Here is a 14,771-nt window from a genome sequence, read left to right on the forward strand (position 1 = left end):
TCGTCGAGCTGCCTTTCAACTATCAGGATGAACTATGAACACTAACGACCACGCGACATCGGTCCCAAGGCCAAAGGAATCGATAAAACTCGATAACCTGCTGATCAACTTTACGACGGAGTTTCGCCGTATCTGGGACAGCAGCGGCTCAAAATCGAAACCCGCAGCCTTTTGGCGCCCAACCCCCGCGCCTGATTTGCTGCCGGGCTTTTTCCCACTGGGCGACGTCGTGGCTGCCGGACACGACGACATCAACGAAAAAAGAATGGTCATGGTCGTCTGCGAGGGCGAACTGCCGAGCACCACAGACAGCAAGGGCCCGGCGCTCAGGCGACCCATCGACTTTAAACACATCTGGAAAGATACCGGTTCAGGCGCCAGGGCAGACTGCTCGATATGGCTTGCGATTCCTCCCGAGGGCTACGTGGCATTGGGGCAGGTGTGCAGCAATGGCCGGGACAAACCCTCGCTTAACGCGATTCGATGTGTGCGGGCAGACCTGGTTGTCGCTTCATCCATCAGCGACCTGATCTGGAACGACAAGGGCAGTGGTGCCGAACAGAGCTTCAGTGCCTGGGGTGTCTGTCCCCCGGACGCAGCGGCAGGAGAAATCCACTTCGCACCAGGCACGTTTGTCGGCGCCGGCACCTATAACAAACCAGCTACACACGTCACCGCCTATTCGCTGCGAACGCACATCCCGCTGCAAATCAGTGCCCCGCCGCCGGCCCCGGTACTCTCCGGGAGCGGACAACCCTTACCTTGCGAACCGGCCAGGATCACCCAGATTGCCAGGCTGCCCTGGTTTACCGTGACCGATCCACACCTCAGGCCCTTTGAGCAATTACACACATCACCTTTCTACCGCCTGGAAAGGACTGACCAATATGTACTTGTCGGCCACGCCCACAACAATACCGCCGCAAGCCAGACCTTCAAGTGGACAGCAAACCGGCCACAGAGCATCGGGAGTCTGGCGGAGTTCTCCCGTGTCACCTCGATCGTGATCGACGGCGAGTGGCCTGCGCGAAAACCCGCACTGTTCTCGTCAAGACTGAGCAAGGCTTTTGCTCACAGCGAAGCCGCCGCAGGATGGAACGGGCCGGCAGCAGTGGAGATCGTTACCGTCGTGGAAAAAAACAAAACCGTTGCCGCGTATGAGTTGCAGAGCACCTACAGGCTGCTGCGCACGGACAACACCCAAGTGCCAGCCGAAGTCAGTTACGTGGATGGCAACAGCCTGTACATTGCCGAACATTCGCCAGCAACGGAGCTGCCGGTGGATAACTCGCCGGCAGTTACAAATACCGACCCATGATCTCGTCGACCACACCGTCCTTGCGCATCTGATCCAGTGCAGCCTGTAACTTGACGACGACTGCCTCCGGCACATCCTTGTTCAGCGCCAGGTACAGTTCGGCACTGTTGAAACGCAAGACGGTCTTGAGCCCGTTCACCCCTTCCTGGCGCGCCAGGTAGCGCCCGGCCGGGTCTCCGGTGGCCCACAGGTCAATCTGGCCGTTGATCAGTTTCTTCGCATTATCCTGGTCGCGCAGCACCACGATTGGCTTGAGGCCCTGCTTGGCGAGGGTCTCGGCAATGGCGTCGCCCTTGTACGCACCAATCTTGTATTTGCGCGCCTCATCCAGGGTTTCGATGCTGATCTTGCTGTCAGCCTTGGCCAGCATGATCCAGTCATCCGGGCCAATCGGGCCGACCCACTTGAAGAGTTTTTCGCGGTCCGGCAACCGCGCCATCACAAACACGCCGTAACCGGGTTTCTCGAGCGCGAGTTTGTAGATTCGCTCCCAAGGGAAGCGCAGCGTCAGGCTGTAGGTGATTTCGGCACGTTTGAACATCTCACGGACGATGTCCACGGCAATGCCGTTGATGTTCTCGTCCTGAGCGAAGTTCTTGCCGTTCTTCGCCATGTTGTAGGGCGGGAAGTTTTCCGTCAGCAACACCAGGTCGGTGTCGGGGCTTTCTTCAGCGTGCCCTGCGTTGATGAGCAACAGAGAAGCGCTGGCGAGGACAAGAAGAAGGCGTTTGATCATGTCGGGCTACCGAAATCCATGGCGTGCCCAAGAGTGCCTTGAGCCCGTCATGATGTCCACTGGCCTGCATCTATTTGTTTAACGCATCACGATCCCGCGATGGGCCATGTAGGCCTTGGCTTCCTGCACGGTGTATTCGCCGAAGTGGAAAATACTCGCCGCCAGCACCGCGCTGGCGTGGCCTTCAAGAATGCCGTCGGCCAAATGCTGCAGGTTACCGACGCCGCCCGAGGCAATCACCGGGATGCCCAGCGCATCGCTGATCGCCCGCGTCACACCCAGGTCGAAGCCGTTTTTCATGCCGTCCTGGTCCATGCTGGTCAGGAGAATTTCACCGGCACCCAGGCCTTCCATCTTCTTCGCCCATTCAACGGCGTCGAGCCCGGTGGGTTTGCGACCACCGTGGGTGAAGATTTCCCAGCGCGGGGTTTCACCCGGCAGCGAGACCTTCTTCGCGTCGATGGCGACGACGATGCACTGCGATCCAAAGTGCTGCGCTGCTTCGCCGACAAACTCCGGATTGAACACCGCAGCGGTGTTGATCGATACCTTGTCCGCGCCGGCATTGAGCAGGTTGCGAATATCCTGCACGGTGCGCACGCCACCACCGACGGTCAGCGGGATGAACACCTGGCTGGCCATGCGCTCGACGGTATGCAGCGTGGTGTCGCGGCCATCGACGCTGGCGGTGATGTCGAGGAAGGTAATCTCGTCGGCACCTTGCTCGTCATAACGACGGGCGATTTCCACCGGGTCGCCGGCGTCGCGGATGTTCTCGAACTTCACACCTTTGACGACCCGGCCGTTGTCCACGTCCAGGCAAGGGATGATGCGTTTGGCCAGCGCCATGGTCAGTCCTCAGCCTTTATACGAATCGCAGAAAGCTTGCGCTTCGGCGACGTCGAGGGTGCCTTCGTAGATCGCCCGGCCAGTGATCGCGCCGATGATTCCCGGCGCCTTGGCGTCGAGCAGCGACTTGATGTCACCGAGGTTGTGAATACCGCCGGACGCGATCACCGGAATGCGCGTGGCAGCGGCCAGCGCGGCGGTGAACGGCACGTTGCAGCCCTGCATCATGCCGTCTTTGGCGATGTCGGTATAAACGATCGCGGACACGCCATCAGCTTCGAATTGCTTGGCCAGGTCGATCACCTGAACGGTGCTGATTTCAGCCCAGCCGTCGGTGGCGACAAAACCGTCTTTAGCGTCGAGACCGACGATCACCTTGCCCGGAAACGCGCGGCAGGCTTCAGCGACGAACGCCGGATCTTTCACAGCCTTGGTGCCGATGATCACGTAGCTCACGCCCGCCTTCACATAGTGCTCGATGGTTTCCAGGGAACGGATACCGCCGCCGATCTGGATCGGCAGGTTCGGGTAGCGCTTGGCGATGGCGGTGACCACTTCGCCGTTGACCGGCTGGCCTTCGAAGGCGCCGTTCAGATCGACCAGATGCAGACGGCGGCAACCGCCCTCCACCCACTTGGCAGCCATGCTCACCGGGTCATCGGAGAACACCGTGGAATCTTCCATGCGGCCCTGGCGCAGACGAACACAGGCACCGTCTTTGAGATCGATAGCGGGAATAATCAGCATCTGGCAAACCTTCAAATTCGAGTATTCAGCTTCGCTCGGAAATCAGTTTTTCTCGAGCGCCCACAAGTCGCTTTCGATGCTTTCGAACCTTTCTTTAAGGTGCGTCTGCACATCGAAAATCGCCCTGTTGTAATAGTGCGGAGCAATTTCACGGGTAAACAGCTCAAGGATTTCGGCCGCTTCGAACGAACCCAGGTCCAGTTCGAAGCGATCCTCCATGAACCGCTTGATCTTGTGATTCGCCTCGTTCTCCTGTTCGGGAGTGAGGGTCAGGATCGGCGGCTTTTTCTTCGCGGCCATTTACCAGCGACCGTCCCACGCCGCGAAGTTCTGCAGCAATTGCAGGCCATGGGTATGGCTCTTCTCCGGGTGGAACTGCACTGCGAAACGCGAGCCATCGGCCAGCGCGGCGGCAAAATCGACACCGTAGTGACCGCCACCCACCACTTGCCGCGCATTGCCGGCAGCGATGTAGTAGCTGTGCACGAAGTAGAAACGCGCCAGGTCCGGAATGTTGTGCCACAGCGGATGACTCACCGTCTGCTTCACTTCGTTCCAGCCCATGTGCGGGACTTTCAGGTGTTCGCCGTCTTCATGCAGGTCTTTGCCGAAGAACTTCACCGCGCCCGGAAACAGACCAATGCAGTCGACGCCGTCGTTCTCTTCACTGCTGTCGAGCAAGGCTTGCATGCCGACGCAGATACCGAGAAACGGACGGTCCTGGCTGACTTCACGCACCAGCGAGTCGAAGCCCAGGCGACGGATTTCCGCCATGCAGTCGCGAATCGCGCCGACACCGGGGAAAACCACCCGGTCGGCTTCGCGAATCACGTCGGCATCGCTGGTGATCAAGACCTTGCCGGCACCGACGTGCTCGAGGGCCTTGGCCACCGAGTGCAGGTTGCCCATGCCGTAATCGATAACCGCGACCGTCTGCATTACAGGACGCCCTTGGTCGATGGCATCTGACCGGCCATGCGGTCATCGAGCTCAACAGCCATGCGCAGCGCGCGGCCGAAAGCCTTGAACACGGTTTCGATCTGGTGGTGGGTGTTGGTGCCGCGCAGGTTGTCGATGTGCAGGCTGACCAGGGCGTGATTGACGAAGCCCTGGAAGAATTCCTGGAACAGGTCAACGTCGAAACCGCCAACGGTGGCGCGGGTATAGGGAACGTGCATCTGCAGGCCAGGACGGCCGGAGAAGTCGATCACTACGCGCGACAGCGCTTCATCGAGCGGCACGTAGGCGTGACCGTAACGGCGGATGCCTTTCTTGTCGCCGATGGCTTTGGCGAATGCCTGACCCAACGTGATACCGACGTCTTCCACGGTGTGGTGGTCGTCGATATGCAGGTCGCCCTTGCTGACAATATCCAGGTCGATCAGCCCGTGACGGGCGATCTGGTCCAGCATGTGCTCAAGAAAAGGAACACCGATATCAAATCGGGCCTTTCCGGTGCCATCCAGGTTGATCGAGGCTTTGATCTGGGTTTCCAGAGTGTCGCGCTCGACTGACGCCTTACGTTCGGCCATCACCAGCTCCGCAAAATCATTGGGCGAAAAAGGCAGCCATTATAGGGGCGCGGGCGGGAAACAGAAACACGGGAGGTGATATCGCTGACGGATAGAACCCCCGGCCGTCGCGGGTAGACATGTGCATACAAGCCATTTGCACCCACCCAAAACAAATGTGGGAGCGGGCTTGCTCGCGAAGCGGGAGTGTCAGTCAACATAAATGCTGCCTGACCCACCGCCTTCGCGAGCAAACCCGCTCCCACAAGGAGTGATGCGTTTACCGTTTACTTAGTGGAACAGTACCGCCGTCTTCTGCAGGGTCACCCACACACCCCACGCCAACGGAATCCCCACTACCAGCCACGCGGCGATCGCCAACGGCTTGCTGCCCGGCGCCGCTTTCCACTCCAGCACGGTGCTGCTGTCAGCACCCTTGTCGTGGCCCAGCGCCTGTTCGGCAGCCAGTTCTGCCTCGGTCATGAAGTACTTGTCGGCCACCGGGCGAACCATCAGGTTGCACAGGAAACCCAGCACCAGCAGGCCCGCGAGGATGTACAGCGTGATGTCGTAGGCCGCGGCACGTTCAACGCCGATGCTCAACTGATACTCACGCAGGTAGTTCACCAACACCGGACCCAACACGCCCGCCGCCGCCCACGCCGTCAGCAGACGACCGTGGATCGCACCGACCATTTGCGTACCGAACAAGTCCGCCAGGTAAGCCGGAACCGTCGCAAAACCACCGCCGTACATCGACAGGATGATGCAGAACGCCGCCACGAACAGCGCAACGTTGCCCAGGTGGCCGAGGTTCGGGATCAGCGCGTACAGCGCAAAACCAAGGGCGAAGAACACGAAGTAGGTGTTTTTACGGCCCAGGTAATCGGAGAACGAAGCCCAGAAGAAGCGGCCACCAATGTTGAACAGGCTCAGCAAACCGGTGAAACCGGCAGCAATCGCCGCGATCGAAGCCAGTTGCCCGGCGTCCAGTTGACCAAATGGCAGGTCAACACCGATCAATTTGCCGCCGAACACTTCCTGCAACAGTGGCGACGCCATGCCGAGGATGCCGATACCGGCCGACACGTTCAGGCACAGCACCAGCCACACCAGACGGAATTGCGGGGTTTTCCACGCCACATTCACGTGTACGTGACGGTTGGTGATCATGGCGTTCGCGGTTTTTTTCGCCGGTGCAGTCCAGCCTTCAGGCTTCCAGCCGGTTGGCGGAACGCGGTAGGACAAGGCGCCGCCGATCATGAACACGAAGTAGATCGCGGCCATCACCAGAAATGCCTGCCAGACGCCCACACCGGTCGACGAGGCAAAGTGCCCCATCAGCGCTGCGGCCAGCGGAGCGCCAACCATCGCGCCACCGCCGAACCCCATGATCGCCATGCCGGTCGCCATGCCGCGCTTGTCCGGGAACCACTTGATCAGCGTCGATACCGGCGAGATGTAACCCAGCCCCAGGCCAATGCCGCCAATGACCCCGGAGCCGACCCACATCAGCCAGATCTGGTGGGTATAAATCCCCAACGCTGAAATCAGCAGACCGCCACACCAGCACAGTGCCGAGACCACACCAGCCTTGCGCGGGCCGGCGTGTTCCAGCCAACCGCCCCAGATCGCTGCCGAGCAGCCAAGGAAGATGAAGAACAGGGTGTAGATCCAGCCGAGCATCGAGATCGGCCAGTCGCATTGGGACGAGAAGATTTGCGAGATGAAGCTCATGTCCGGCGCGCAGGCCACTGGCGCGGTCACGCCCAGGGCTTTGGACAGCGGCAACCAGAACACCGAGAAGCCATAAGCCATGCCGATGCAAAGGTGGATGGCCAACGCGGCCGGTGGTACCAGCCAACGGTTGAAACCGGGCTTGGCGATGATGCGTTCCTTGGACAGGAACGCGGGCTGGCCGGCGTTGAAGCCGTCCGCCGTGGTGCTCGTGCTCATTGTGTATCCCCCAATTATTAGTAGGGTTCGCCAGCCGCTCTTCACCCGCAGCCTTATTTGCACACACAGGCACGACTGTTTTTGGGGTGAAGCTTCATTCTGGTGCGACAACAAGCCGCAGAAGGACGGACGAACCGGCAGAGGTTACCATTTGCGCGTGACAGAAAAACCAAACTGATATCACCTTTTGCAAGTCATCTGCTCTCGTACCACTGAAGGAACCGTCATGCCGATCATTGTCGAGCCGCTGAACGAAGCCACTTATCAGGATCAGCAAGATCTGCAGAAGATCTACCGCGACGCGCCGGACTGGCTGTACGCCCCGTTTTCCGGGGATGTCGAACTGATCGAAGGGTGCCTGCGCGACGGCTCGCTGATCGCCGGGCGCTTCAATGATCGACTGCTGGGCGCTGCCCGTTTGCAGCGTCAGCGAGACGTCTGGCACTTATCCCAACTTTGCGTAAGAAAAATTACCCGACGCCGGGGCGTTGCCGAGCGCCTGGTGAACGAAGCGCAGAAAATGGCCTCTGAATCGGGCGCGACCTTGCGTCTGCTGGCACCCGCCGGGCACCTCGAAGCTCAGGCGCTGGCGGCCAAGCTGAAACTGCCGCTGGATCTGTTGCCGGCGTGATCGCCTGACCGGTCGTCCGCTTTGGAGCGCTATACTCCCCGGCTAAATTTCGAATTCGACTAACTACAAGGACTCGCCCATGAAAGCGTTCGGCAAAATCCTGGGTCTGGTGCTTCTCGGGCTGTTGCTGATCATTGTGGCGCTGGGCTTTGCCCTGACCCACCTCTTCGATCCCAACGACTATAAAGACGAGATTCGCCAGATTGCCCGCGACAAGGCCCACATCGAGCTGACGCTCAATGGCGATATCGGTTGGAGCCTGTTCCCGTGGCTGGGCCTGGAACTGCACGAAGCCAGTGTCGCGACCCTGGCCAAGCCCACCGAGCCGTTCGCTGACTTGCAGATGCTCGGCCTCTCGGTTCGCGTGCTGCCGCTGCTGCGCCGTGAAGTACAGATGAGCGACGTGCGTGTCGAAGGCCTGAACCTGCGCCTGAACCGCGACAAGGATGGCCACGGCAATTGGCAAGACATCGGCAAGGTTCCGGCGCCTGCCGCCCCGGCCACGCCGGGCGAACCAGCCCCGGCGCCAGAAACCACCGCTCAAGCGGAGAAACCGGCCCAGCCGATTCGCCTGGACATCGACAGCCTGACCGTCAACAACGCCCGCGTTGAATACAACGACGAGCAGACCGGCAAGCAATTCAGCGCCGAAAGCATCCAGCTGAGCACCGGGCCGGTCCACGACTCGACCAACATCCCGGTCAAACTCACCGCGTTCCTCGGCACCAACCAGCCGGTCCTGCGCGTGCGCACCGAGCTCAACGGCGAGCTGCGTTTCGAGCGCGCGTTGCAACGTTACAAATTCGAAGACCTGAAGCTTTCCGGCGAAGTGGCGGGTGATCCGCTGCAAGGCAAGACCATGACCTTCGCCGCCCAAGGGCAATTGCTGCTGGATAAAGCGGCGAACGTCGCCGAATGGACCGGCATCAAGATCTCCGCCAACCAATTGCGCGCGCTGGGCGAACTGAAGGTCAACGACCTCGACAAGACCCCGCAGATCAGCGGCGGCATCTCCATCGCCCAGTTCGACCTGGCGAAATTCGTCGACAGCATCGGCCAGACGTTGCCGGCCATGGCCGAAGGCAGCCTGAGCAAAGTCGAACTGGTCAGCCGCGTAGCCGCGACGCCGACCAGCGTGGCCTTCGACAACATCAACCTGAAAGTCGATGACAGTAGCTTCAGCGGCCGCATCGCCGTCGAGGATTTTGCCAAGCAATCGCTGCGGGCGGTCCTCAAGGCCGACACCTTCAACGCCGACCGTTACCTGCCGCCAAAATCGGCCGAAGCCAACAGCGCGACGCAAGTGCGCCAGGCCGAAGTCGCCAGCACCGAAGCCGATGCGATGGCGGGCGCCGGCAGCACACCGCTGCCGGAAAAACCGACCAAAGGCCCGTGGAGCACTGAGCGCCTGCTGCCGGTGGAACGCCTGGCCAAACTCGACATCGACGCCGACCTGACGTTCGGCCAACTGACGCTCGACAAGCTGCCGATCCAGAACGCCGTGCTCAAGGCCACCGGCCAGGGCGGCTTGCTGACCCTCGAAAACCTGCGCGGCGACCTCTACGGCGGCAACTTCGAAGCCAAAGGCACGCTGGACGTGCGTCAGCCAACACCCGCGCTGAATATGCAGACAAAAATCAACCGGGTGCCGGTGGAAAAAATCCTTGAAAGCCAGGGGAAAAATCCACCGGTCAAAGGCCTGATCACGCTCAACAGCAACCTGACCGGCAGCGGCAATAGCCAAAGCGCTTTGATCGACAGCCTCAACGGCAATGCCAGTTTTGTGATCAACAACGGCGTGTTGCTCAACGCCAACCTTGAACAGCAACTGTGCAAAGGCATCGCCACCCTGAATCGCAAATCCCTCAGCGGTGAACCGCGTGGCAAGGACACCCCGTTCCAGGAGCTCAAGGGCAACCTGACGTTCCGCAACGGCGTGGCCAGCAACCCGGACTTGAAAGTGCGCATCCCGGGCATGACCGTCAACGGTGATGGCGATGTCGACCTGCGGGTGCTGGGCATGGATTACCGCGTGGGCATCGTTGTCGAAGGCGACACGAGCGCCATGCCGGACCCGGCGTGCCAGGTCGGCGACAAGTTCGTCGGCATCGAATGGCCGCTGCGCTGCCGCGGGCCGCTGGAACTCGGCGCCAAGGCTTGCCGTCTCGACAACGAACGCATGGGCCAGGTCGCCACCAAACTGGCCGGCGACAAGCTCAGCGAAAAGATCGACGAGAAGCTTGGCGACAAAGTCAGCCCTGAGATCAAAAACGCATTGAAGGGGCTGTTCAAGCGATGAGAGCCGAGCAGTTTTCATCGGCGGTGCTGGATTGGTACGACCGCCACGGCCGCCACGACTTGCCTTGGCAACAGGGCATCACGCCGTATCGGGTGTGGGTCTCGGAAATCATGCTGCAACAAACCCAGGTCAGCACCGTGCTGAATTACTTCGACCGGTTCATGGCCTCGCTGCCGACGGTCGAAGCCCTGGCTGCCGCGCCGGAAGACGAAGTGCTGCATCTGTGGACCGGGCTGGGTTATTACACCCGTGCGCGCAATTTGCAGAAGACCGCGAAGATCGTCGTCGCCGAATACGCCGGCGAGTTTCCCCGGGATGTCGAAAAGCTTGTCGACCTGCCGGGCATCGGCCTGTCCACGGCCGGCGCCATCGCCAGCCTGAGCATGGGCCTGCGAGCGCCGATCCTCGACGGCAACGTCAAACGCGTGCTGGCGCGCTTCACGGCGCAAGAGGGTTATCCAGGCGAGCCGAAGGTCGCCAAACAGCTATGGGCGAACGCTGAGCGCTTTACGCCGCATGATCGGGTCAACGCCTACACCCAGGCGATGATGGACCTGGGCGCCACACTCTGTACCCGCAGCAAACCGAGCTGCCTGTTATGCCCGCTGGAAAAGGGCTGCGAAGCACACATGCTCGGCCTGGAGACTCGCTACCCGATCCCCAAACCGCGCAAAACCGTGCCACAGAAGCGCACGCTGATGCCGATGCTGGCCAACGGTGACGGCGCGATTCTGCTTTACCGTCGCCCTTCCACGGGTTTGTGGGGCGGTCTGTGGAGTTTGCCGGAGCTGGAAGATCTGGATGATCTGCAACACCTGGCTGCGCAACACTCGCTGGAACTGGGCAGCCAACAGGCGCTGCCAAGCCTGGTTCACACCTTCAGCCATTTCCAGTTATCCATCGAACCCTGGCTGGTTCAGGTCCAGGAGGCCGGCCATCACGTGGCCGAGGCCGACTGGCTCTGGTATAACCTCGCCACCCCGCCGCGCCTGGGCCTTGCCGCCCCGGTCAAAACCTTGCTCGAACGCGCGGCCGCCGTATTGAACGCAGGAGAGTCGTCATGACCCGCACCATCATGTGCCGCAAGTACAAAGAAGAACTGCCCGCCCTGGAACGCGCCCCGTTCCCCGGCGCAAAAGGCCAGGACATTTTTGACCACGTCTCGGCCAAGGCCTGGGCCGACTGGCAAAAGCACCAGACCCTGCTGATCAACGAAAAGCGCCTGAACATGATGAACGCCGAAGACCGCAAATATCTTCAGGGCGAGATGGACAAGTTCTTTTCCGGCGAGGAATACGCCAAGGCTGACGGCTACGTTCCGCCAGCGGAATAATCCCGATTTTTCGGGGGTCGGAACGTAAGCGACGGTAATAATTAAAATTTTTTTGAAAACTTTCTTGACGACCCCCTGAAAAACCAGTTTAATGCGCCCCGTTGCCCAGATAGCTCAGTCGGTAGAGCAGGGGATTGAAAATCCCCGTGTCGGCGGTTCGATTCCGTCTCTGGGCACCAAATACCGAAAACCCTGAATCGCAAGATTCAGGGTTTTTTTATGCCTTGGATTTGAACTCCCGCCACTACTCATCACCTTTCCAGTTGAACACCAGATTGCGCGCGTTATCGCTACCGACATCGGTCGTGTCACGCTTCGCCTCGCCATTTCGCGTGGCGACCACGGTGTACTTGCCGGCGGGCAACTGGACATAAACCAGAGGGCCGGCCTGAGTCAGCGCCAGCACCGATTGGCCTTGGGCGCCTTGGACAGTCACGTCCACATCCGGAACGTATTTGCCCTCAGGTCCGATGGAAAAGGTCATGTGCAAGTTGTAACCCGTCGCCTGCTGAATGGCCTTCGCCTCATCCTCGCCAACACCGCCGGACAAGTAACTAATGCCGTTTTGCTGCTGCCGTTGAATCTGCACGCCCGAACTGTCGACGGGCTCTAGACTGGCGGCGTTCGCCATCGCCGTTGTTGTCAGCACTCCGACCACAGCGGCGGACAAGATGAACGCATGGATGTATTTCATGAAGAAACTCCCGGGCTTCACAGAACCCTTTTGGTAACTGACTTTTGATGCCACGGGTGCCGGTCAGGTTTTAGATTGATTCGATCTTGGCCACGCTGCGAAACGGACTACGCCCGGTTGTTCCTGCCCCCCGTGAAGACTATCGTTGGCAGCTACGCAAAAAGGTCCGAAACCGATGAACCTCAAGGACAAGCCCGCACTGGCCTCCACGCAAATCGAGCGGCCATTGCCTGTTACGCCGCCCGGAGCCCCCTTCAAGGAGCGCGCCGCCGATGGCTTCGTTCTTGGCGGCTTCACCTGGCGCCACGCCCTGCCCCACTCAATGCGCCCGGTTGTGATCATCAACGCCGCCACCTCTGTGCGCTGTCGCCATTACTCGCGTTTTGCCGATTACCTGTTTGCCAACGATTTCGAGGTGATCACTTACGACTACCGTGGCATTGGCGAATCGCGCCCCGCCTCACTCAAAAACTTCAACGCGTCATGGACCGATTGGGGCGCGCTGGATTTCGAGGCGATGCTCAAGCGCGCGCAGCGTGAATTCCCCGGCCAACCCATCGACGTGGTCGGCCACAGCTTTGGCGGCTGTGCAGCGGGCCTGGGCGCTTCCGGGCAGAGCATCCGCCGCCTGGTGACGGTCGGTGCGCAATTCGCCTACTGGCGCGACTATGTGCCGGCCCATCGCTGGCGCATGTTCGGCAAGTGGCACGTGGTGATGCCGTTGATGACGATGCTTTACGGCTACTTCCCCGGCAAACGCCTTGGCTGGCTGGAAGACACGCCGGCGGGCGTGGTTCGCGACTGGAGCACGCCCACCGCCCGTTTCGAAGAGCGCCCGAGCGGCCGCGCCCTGCAGGCAAAAACCGGTGGCCTGCCCTTCGCCAGCGTCTCGGCGAGAACCTTGGCCATCAGCATCAGCGACGACCCCTACGGCACCATTTCAGCCATAGAACGGCTACTCGATTACTTCACCAACAGTTCAAACACGCACTTGCGCATCGCGCCCCAAGACATCGGCGAAGCAGAAGTCGGACATTTCGCCTTTTTTCGTAGCGCATACCAAGCCACACTATGGCCCATTGCATTGTCCTGGCTGCAAACCGGCGAACTGGCCCCCGACACACCCGGGCGGCAAGTCCCGCGCAGCTGACCCTCAACGAATTACGGAACGACGCCCATGGCCTCCGCCGACAAACAGCAAAAACGTGCCGCCCGCGCCAAAACCAAGGCCAAGCAGAACCGCACCCAACGCGTTGCCGCGCCGGTGGAACTGGACCCGAACGACGATCGCATCGACTTTGAATCGGTGGACCTGACCGAACTGTTCAAAGAGATGATCGACGCGGCAAAAATCAGCCAACAGGCGATGTGCACCGCGTTCCTTGAACATCCGCTGCTCGCGCTGGTGCTGGAGCAGGAAGGCGAAGAAACAGCAACTGACTTCATCATTAGCGCGTTGATCGAGTACCGCCAATGGTCCGCAGAAGCCGACGAAGCCAGCGCTTTGGCGTGGATCGAATCGCCGGCCTTCCAGGCTGACTACGTGGCAGCCTCCAAAACCATCGCCGCCCACAACCAACAGAAACCGGACTGAGTTCCCATGGCCTCCCCGAACAAGCAGCAGAAACGCGCCAAGCGCGCGAAGATCAAAGCCAAACAGATCAATATCCACGGCCGCAAACCCGCCGCGCTGGACAACGACCTGGACGACATCGGCGAGCCGATCCCGGAATACACGCTGGCGATGTTCAGCAAAATGCACGACGCCGAGGCCATCAGCCGCAATGACATGCTGCTGATCCTGCTGGCGGATCTGGCCGAAATCATCAGCGACCATCCTGAATTGCTGGACATGGAAAACGCCGACAACGAAGCCATGGCCGCCACCCATCTGGCTGCCGACATGCTGATCGACTACCGCATGTGGGCCGACGGCATGGACCGTGACACGGCTCAAGCGTGGCTGACAGATCCGCAGTTCATCACCGACTTCGGCGATGCGCTGGACAGTTATCGCAAGAAGCTGGAAGCCCAGGAGCCAAAGGACGAGTCCGTCTGAACATCTGAAACCGGCACAAACAAACGGGCGCAATCATCACTGATTGCGCCCGTTTTTTTTTGCCTCGCCGAAGGTGCAACCTCAGGCTGCAGCACCTTCCAGACGCGGGATTTCAAAGCCCAGCTTGGCGCTCGCGTAACCCAATTCGCCCTTGGCGATCGATTGCGCCTTGAACCCGGCAGCGATCAGGTCCTGCACGTACAGCTTGTTGTAGATGAACATGAACACCAGATTGCTCAGGCTGAACGTAAAGCAGGCCACGATGAACATGATCGCCGCCCACTTGATATCGCCCCGGAACAAGGCCGGGAAAAAGCCAAAGAAAAACACGGTCCACGAGAAGCCGATCGGCGCTTCCTTCATGGCTCCGGTATGAGGGTTTTTGAACACAACCGAGGTAAACGCCATGTCTCTCTCCTTGATGCCCCGATGGGTTGGCTGTACGGCCGGGCTAGCTCCATGCAGCGCTTGAACGGCAAGCACACGCAAATGCATCTGTGACTCGCGTCAGATGAGGGAGCAGGCAAGAAAGGGTCGGGGGGCTTTAGCCTGGAAGGCTGGGGGCGTCGAACAATCCGTGTCCTGAAACTCCTTCGCATCCTGCAACAGCGGGATACACATTCGCGGCAAAGGCTACT

At 60.1% G+C, this 14,771-nt stretch carries 17 protein-coding genes and 1 tRNA gene; 9 read left to right on the plus strand and 9 right to left on the minus strand.

Annotation, left to right across the window (positions count from 1 at the left end; genetic code table 11):
* Positions 1-34: 34 nt before the first annotated feature.
* A complete protein-coding gene (locus tag ACQKP4_RS15425; protein ID WP_427634442.1) occupies positions 35-1,318 on the plus strand; it encodes a Vps62-related protein in 1,284 nt (427 codons plus the stop codon).
* On the opposite strand, the gene ACQKP4_RS15430 is transcribed toward ACQKP4_RS15425, so the two are convergent.
* From ACQKP4_RS15430 to ACQKP4_RS15460, 7 genes are all read right to left on the minus strand, one after another.
* Positions 1,299-2,054: a substrate-binding periplasmic protein gene (locus ACQKP4_RS15430; RefSeq protein ID WP_427634444.1), complete on the minus strand. Its 756-nt coding sequence runs from the start codon at positions 2,052-2,054 to the stop codon at positions 1,299-1,301. The genes ACQKP4_RS15425 and ACQKP4_RS15430 overlap by 20 nt on opposite strands.
* Before the next feature lie 78 nt (positions 2,055-2,132).
* Positions 2,133-2,903 (minus strand): imidazole glycerol phosphate synthase subunit HisF, encoded by a 771-nt coding sequence (hisF, locus tag ACQKP4_RS15435; RefSeq protein WP_007949037.1) that lies wholly within the window; start codon positions 2,901-2,903, stop codon positions 2,133-2,135.
* 9 nt (positions 2,904-2,912) lie between these two features.
* Positions 2,913-3,650, minus strand: a complete 738-nt coding sequence (gene hisA, locus ACQKP4_RS15440; RefSeq protein WP_017336056.1) for a 1-(5-phosphoribosyl)-5-[(5-phosphoribosylamino)methylideneamino]imidazole-4-carboxamide isomerase — start codon at positions 3,648-3,650, stop codon at positions 2,913-2,915.
* Positions 3,651-3,692: 42 nt separating this feature from the next.
* Positions 3,693-3,950, minus strand: a complete 258-nt coding sequence (locus ACQKP4_RS15445) for a DUF2164 domain-containing protein (RefSeq protein WP_046045558.1) — start codon at positions 3,948-3,950, stop codon at positions 3,693-3,695.
* A complete protein-coding gene (gene hisH / locus ACQKP4_RS15450; protein ID WP_090176778.1) occupies positions 3,951-4,589 on the minus strand; it encodes an imidazole glycerol phosphate synthase subunit HisH in 639 nt (212 codons plus the stop codon).
* Positions 4,589-5,182: an imidazoleglycerol-phosphate dehydratase HisB gene (gene hisB, locus ACQKP4_RS15455; RefSeq protein ID WP_003218037.1), complete on the minus strand. Its 594-nt coding sequence runs from the start codon at positions 5,180-5,182 to the stop codon at positions 4,589-4,591. The genes hisH and hisB overlap by 1 nt, the downstream gene beginning before the upstream one ends.
* Before the next feature lie 270 nt (positions 5,183-5,452).
* A complete protein-coding gene (locus tag ACQKP4_RS15460; RefSeq protein WP_427634448.1) occupies positions 5,453-7,117 on the minus strand; it encodes an OFA family MFS transporter in 1,665 nt (554 codons plus the stop codon).
* A 226-nt stretch (positions 7,118-7,343) separates the two neighbouring features.
* Between ACQKP4_RS15460 and ACQKP4_RS15465 the strand changes: the two genes are divergently transcribed.
* From ACQKP4_RS15465 to ACQKP4_RS15485, 5 genes are all read left to right on the plus strand, one after another.
* Positions 7,344-7,748 (plus strand): acetyl-CoA sensor PanZ family protein, encoded by a 405-nt coding sequence (locus ACQKP4_RS15465; protein ID WP_427634450.1) that lies wholly within the window; start codon positions 7,344-7,346, stop codon positions 7,746-7,748.
* Between the two features lie 79 nt (positions 7,749-7,827).
* Positions 7,828-10,047, plus strand: coding sequence for an AsmA family protein (locus tag ACQKP4_RS15470; RefSeq protein WP_427634451.1), 2,220 nt, complete (start codon positions 7,828-7,830; stop codon positions 10,045-10,047).
* The gene (gene mutY / locus ACQKP4_RS15475) at positions 10,044-11,111 is read left to right on the plus strand and encodes an A/G-specific adenine glycosylase (protein WP_427634453.1); all 1,068 of its coding nucleotides are present in this window, start codon (positions 10,044-10,046) and stop codon (positions 11,109-11,111) included. Before ACQKP4_RS15470 ends, mutY begins: the two co-directional genes overlap by 4 nt.
* Entirely contained in the window at positions 11,108-11,380 is a 273-nt protein-coding gene (locus tag ACQKP4_RS15480) for an oxidative damage protection protein (RefSeq protein WP_008149405.1), read from the plus strand. Before mutY ends, ACQKP4_RS15480 begins: the two co-directional genes overlap by 4 nt.
* Before the next feature lie 103 nt (positions 11,381-11,483).
* Positions 11,484-11,559 (plus strand) — tRNA-Phe (locus ACQKP4_RS15485).
* Positions 11,560-11,624: 65 nt separating this feature from the next.
* Here the strand turns inward: ACQKP4_RS15485 and ACQKP4_RS15490 are convergent.
* On the minus strand, positions 11,625-12,074 hold the full coding sequence (locus ACQKP4_RS15490; protein ID WP_427634455.1) for a carboxypeptidase regulatory-like domain-containing protein: 450 nt from the start codon (positions 12,072-12,074) through the stop codon (positions 11,625-11,627).
* 175 nt (positions 12,075-12,249) lie between these two features.
* Here ACQKP4_RS15490 and ACQKP4_RS15495 point away from each other — a divergent pair, with 175 nt between their 5' ends.
* The 3 genes from ACQKP4_RS15495 to ACQKP4_RS15505 are packed head-to-tail and all read left to right on the plus strand — an operon-like array spanning position 12,250 to position 14,133.
* Complete coding sequence (locus ACQKP4_RS15495; protein ID WP_427634457.1) at positions 12,250-13,224, plus strand: alpha/beta hydrolase family protein; 975 nt, start codon at positions 12,250-12,252, stop codon at positions 13,222-13,224.
* Between the two features lie 27 nt (positions 13,225-13,251).
* Positions 13,252-13,668 carry a hypothetical protein gene (locus ACQKP4_RS15500; RefSeq protein ID WP_427634459.1) on the plus strand — a complete coding sequence of 139 codons (417 nt, stop codon included), beginning with the start codon at positions 13,252-13,254 and terminating at the stop codon, positions 13,666-13,668.
* 6 nt (positions 13,669-13,674) lie between these two features.
* Positions 13,675-14,133, plus strand: coding sequence for a hypothetical protein (locus ACQKP4_RS15505; protein ID WP_427634461.1), 459 nt, complete (start codon positions 13,675-13,677; stop codon positions 14,131-14,133).
* Between the two features lie 81 nt (positions 14,134-14,214).
* On the opposite strand, the gene ACQKP4_RS15510 is transcribed toward ACQKP4_RS15505, so the two are convergent.
* Positions 14,215-14,541, minus strand: coding sequence for a hypothetical protein (locus ACQKP4_RS15510; RefSeq protein ID WP_427634463.1), 327 nt, complete (start codon positions 14,539-14,541; stop codon positions 14,215-14,217).
* Positions 14,542-14,771 lie beyond the last annotated feature (230 nt).

Source organism: Pseudomonas sp. NPDC086278 (genome assembly GCF_050280905.1).
GTDB lineage: Bacteria > Pseudomonadota > Gammaproteobacteria > Pseudomonadales > Pseudomonadaceae > Aquipseudomonas.

Coding starts and splice junctions, on each gene's coding strand:
- ACQKP4_RS15445 (WP_046045558.1), bottom strand. CDS start 3,950: ATGGCCGCGAAGAAAAAGCCGCCGATCCTGACCCTCACTCCCGAACAG.
- ACQKP4_RS15480 (WP_008149405.1), top strand. CDS start 11,108: ATGACCCGCACCATCATGTGCCGCAAGTACAAAGAAGAACTGCCCGCC.
- ACQKP4_RS15425 (WP_427634442.1), top strand. CDS start 35: ATGAACACTAACGACCACGCGACATCGGTCCCAAGGCCAAAGGAATCG.
- ACQKP4_RS15430 (WP_427634444.1), bottom strand. CDS start 2,054: ATGATCAAACGCCTTCTTCTTGTCCTCGCCAGCGCTTCTCTGTTGCTC.
- hisF (WP_007949037.1), bottom strand. CDS start 2,903: ATGGCGCTGGCCAAACGCATCATCCCTTGCCTGGACGTGGACAACGGC.
- ACQKP4_RS15510 (WP_427634463.1), bottom strand. CDS start 14,541: ATGGCGTTTACCTCGGTTGTGTTCAAAAACCCTCATACCGGAGCCATG.
- hisB (WP_003218037.1), bottom strand. CDS start 5,182: ATGGCCGAACGTAAGGCGTCAGTCGAGCGCGACACTCTGGAAACCCAG.
- ACQKP4_RS15490 (WP_427634455.1), bottom strand. CDS start 12,074: ATGAAATACATCCATGCGTTCATCTTGTCCGCCGCTGTGGTCGGAGTG.
- hisA (WP_017336056.1), bottom strand. CDS start 3,650: ATGCTGATTATTCCCGCTATCGATCTCAAAGACGGTGCCTGTGTTCGT.
- ACQKP4_RS15495 (WP_427634457.1), top strand. CDS start 12,250: ATGAACCTCAAGGACAAGCCCGCACTGGCCTCCACGCAAATCGAGCGG.
- ACQKP4_RS15465 (WP_427634450.1), top strand. CDS start 7,344: ATGCCGATCATTGTCGAGCCGCTGAACGAAGCCACTTATCAGGATCAG.
- ACQKP4_RS15470 (WP_427634451.1), top strand. CDS start 7,828: ATGAAAGCGTTCGGCAAAATCCTGGGTCTGGTGCTTCTCGGGCTGTTG.
- ACQKP4_RS15460 (WP_427634448.1), bottom strand. CDS start 7,117: ATGAGCACGAGCACCACGGCGGACGGCTTCAACGCCGGCCAGCCCGCG.
- ACQKP4_RS15505 (WP_427634461.1), top strand. CDS start 13,675: ATGGCCTCCCCGAACAAGCAGCAGAAACGCGCCAAGCGCGCGAAGATC.
- ACQKP4_RS15500 (WP_427634459.1), top strand. CDS start 13,252: ATGGCCTCCGCCGACAAACAGCAAAAACGTGCCGCCCGCGCCAAAACC.
- hisH (WP_090176778.1), bottom strand. CDS start 4,589: ATGCAGACGGTCGCGGTTATCGATTACGGCATGGGCAACCTGCACTCG.
- mutY (WP_427634453.1), top strand. CDS start 10,044: ATGAGAGCCGAGCAGTTTTCATCGGCGGTGCTGGATTGGTACGACCGC.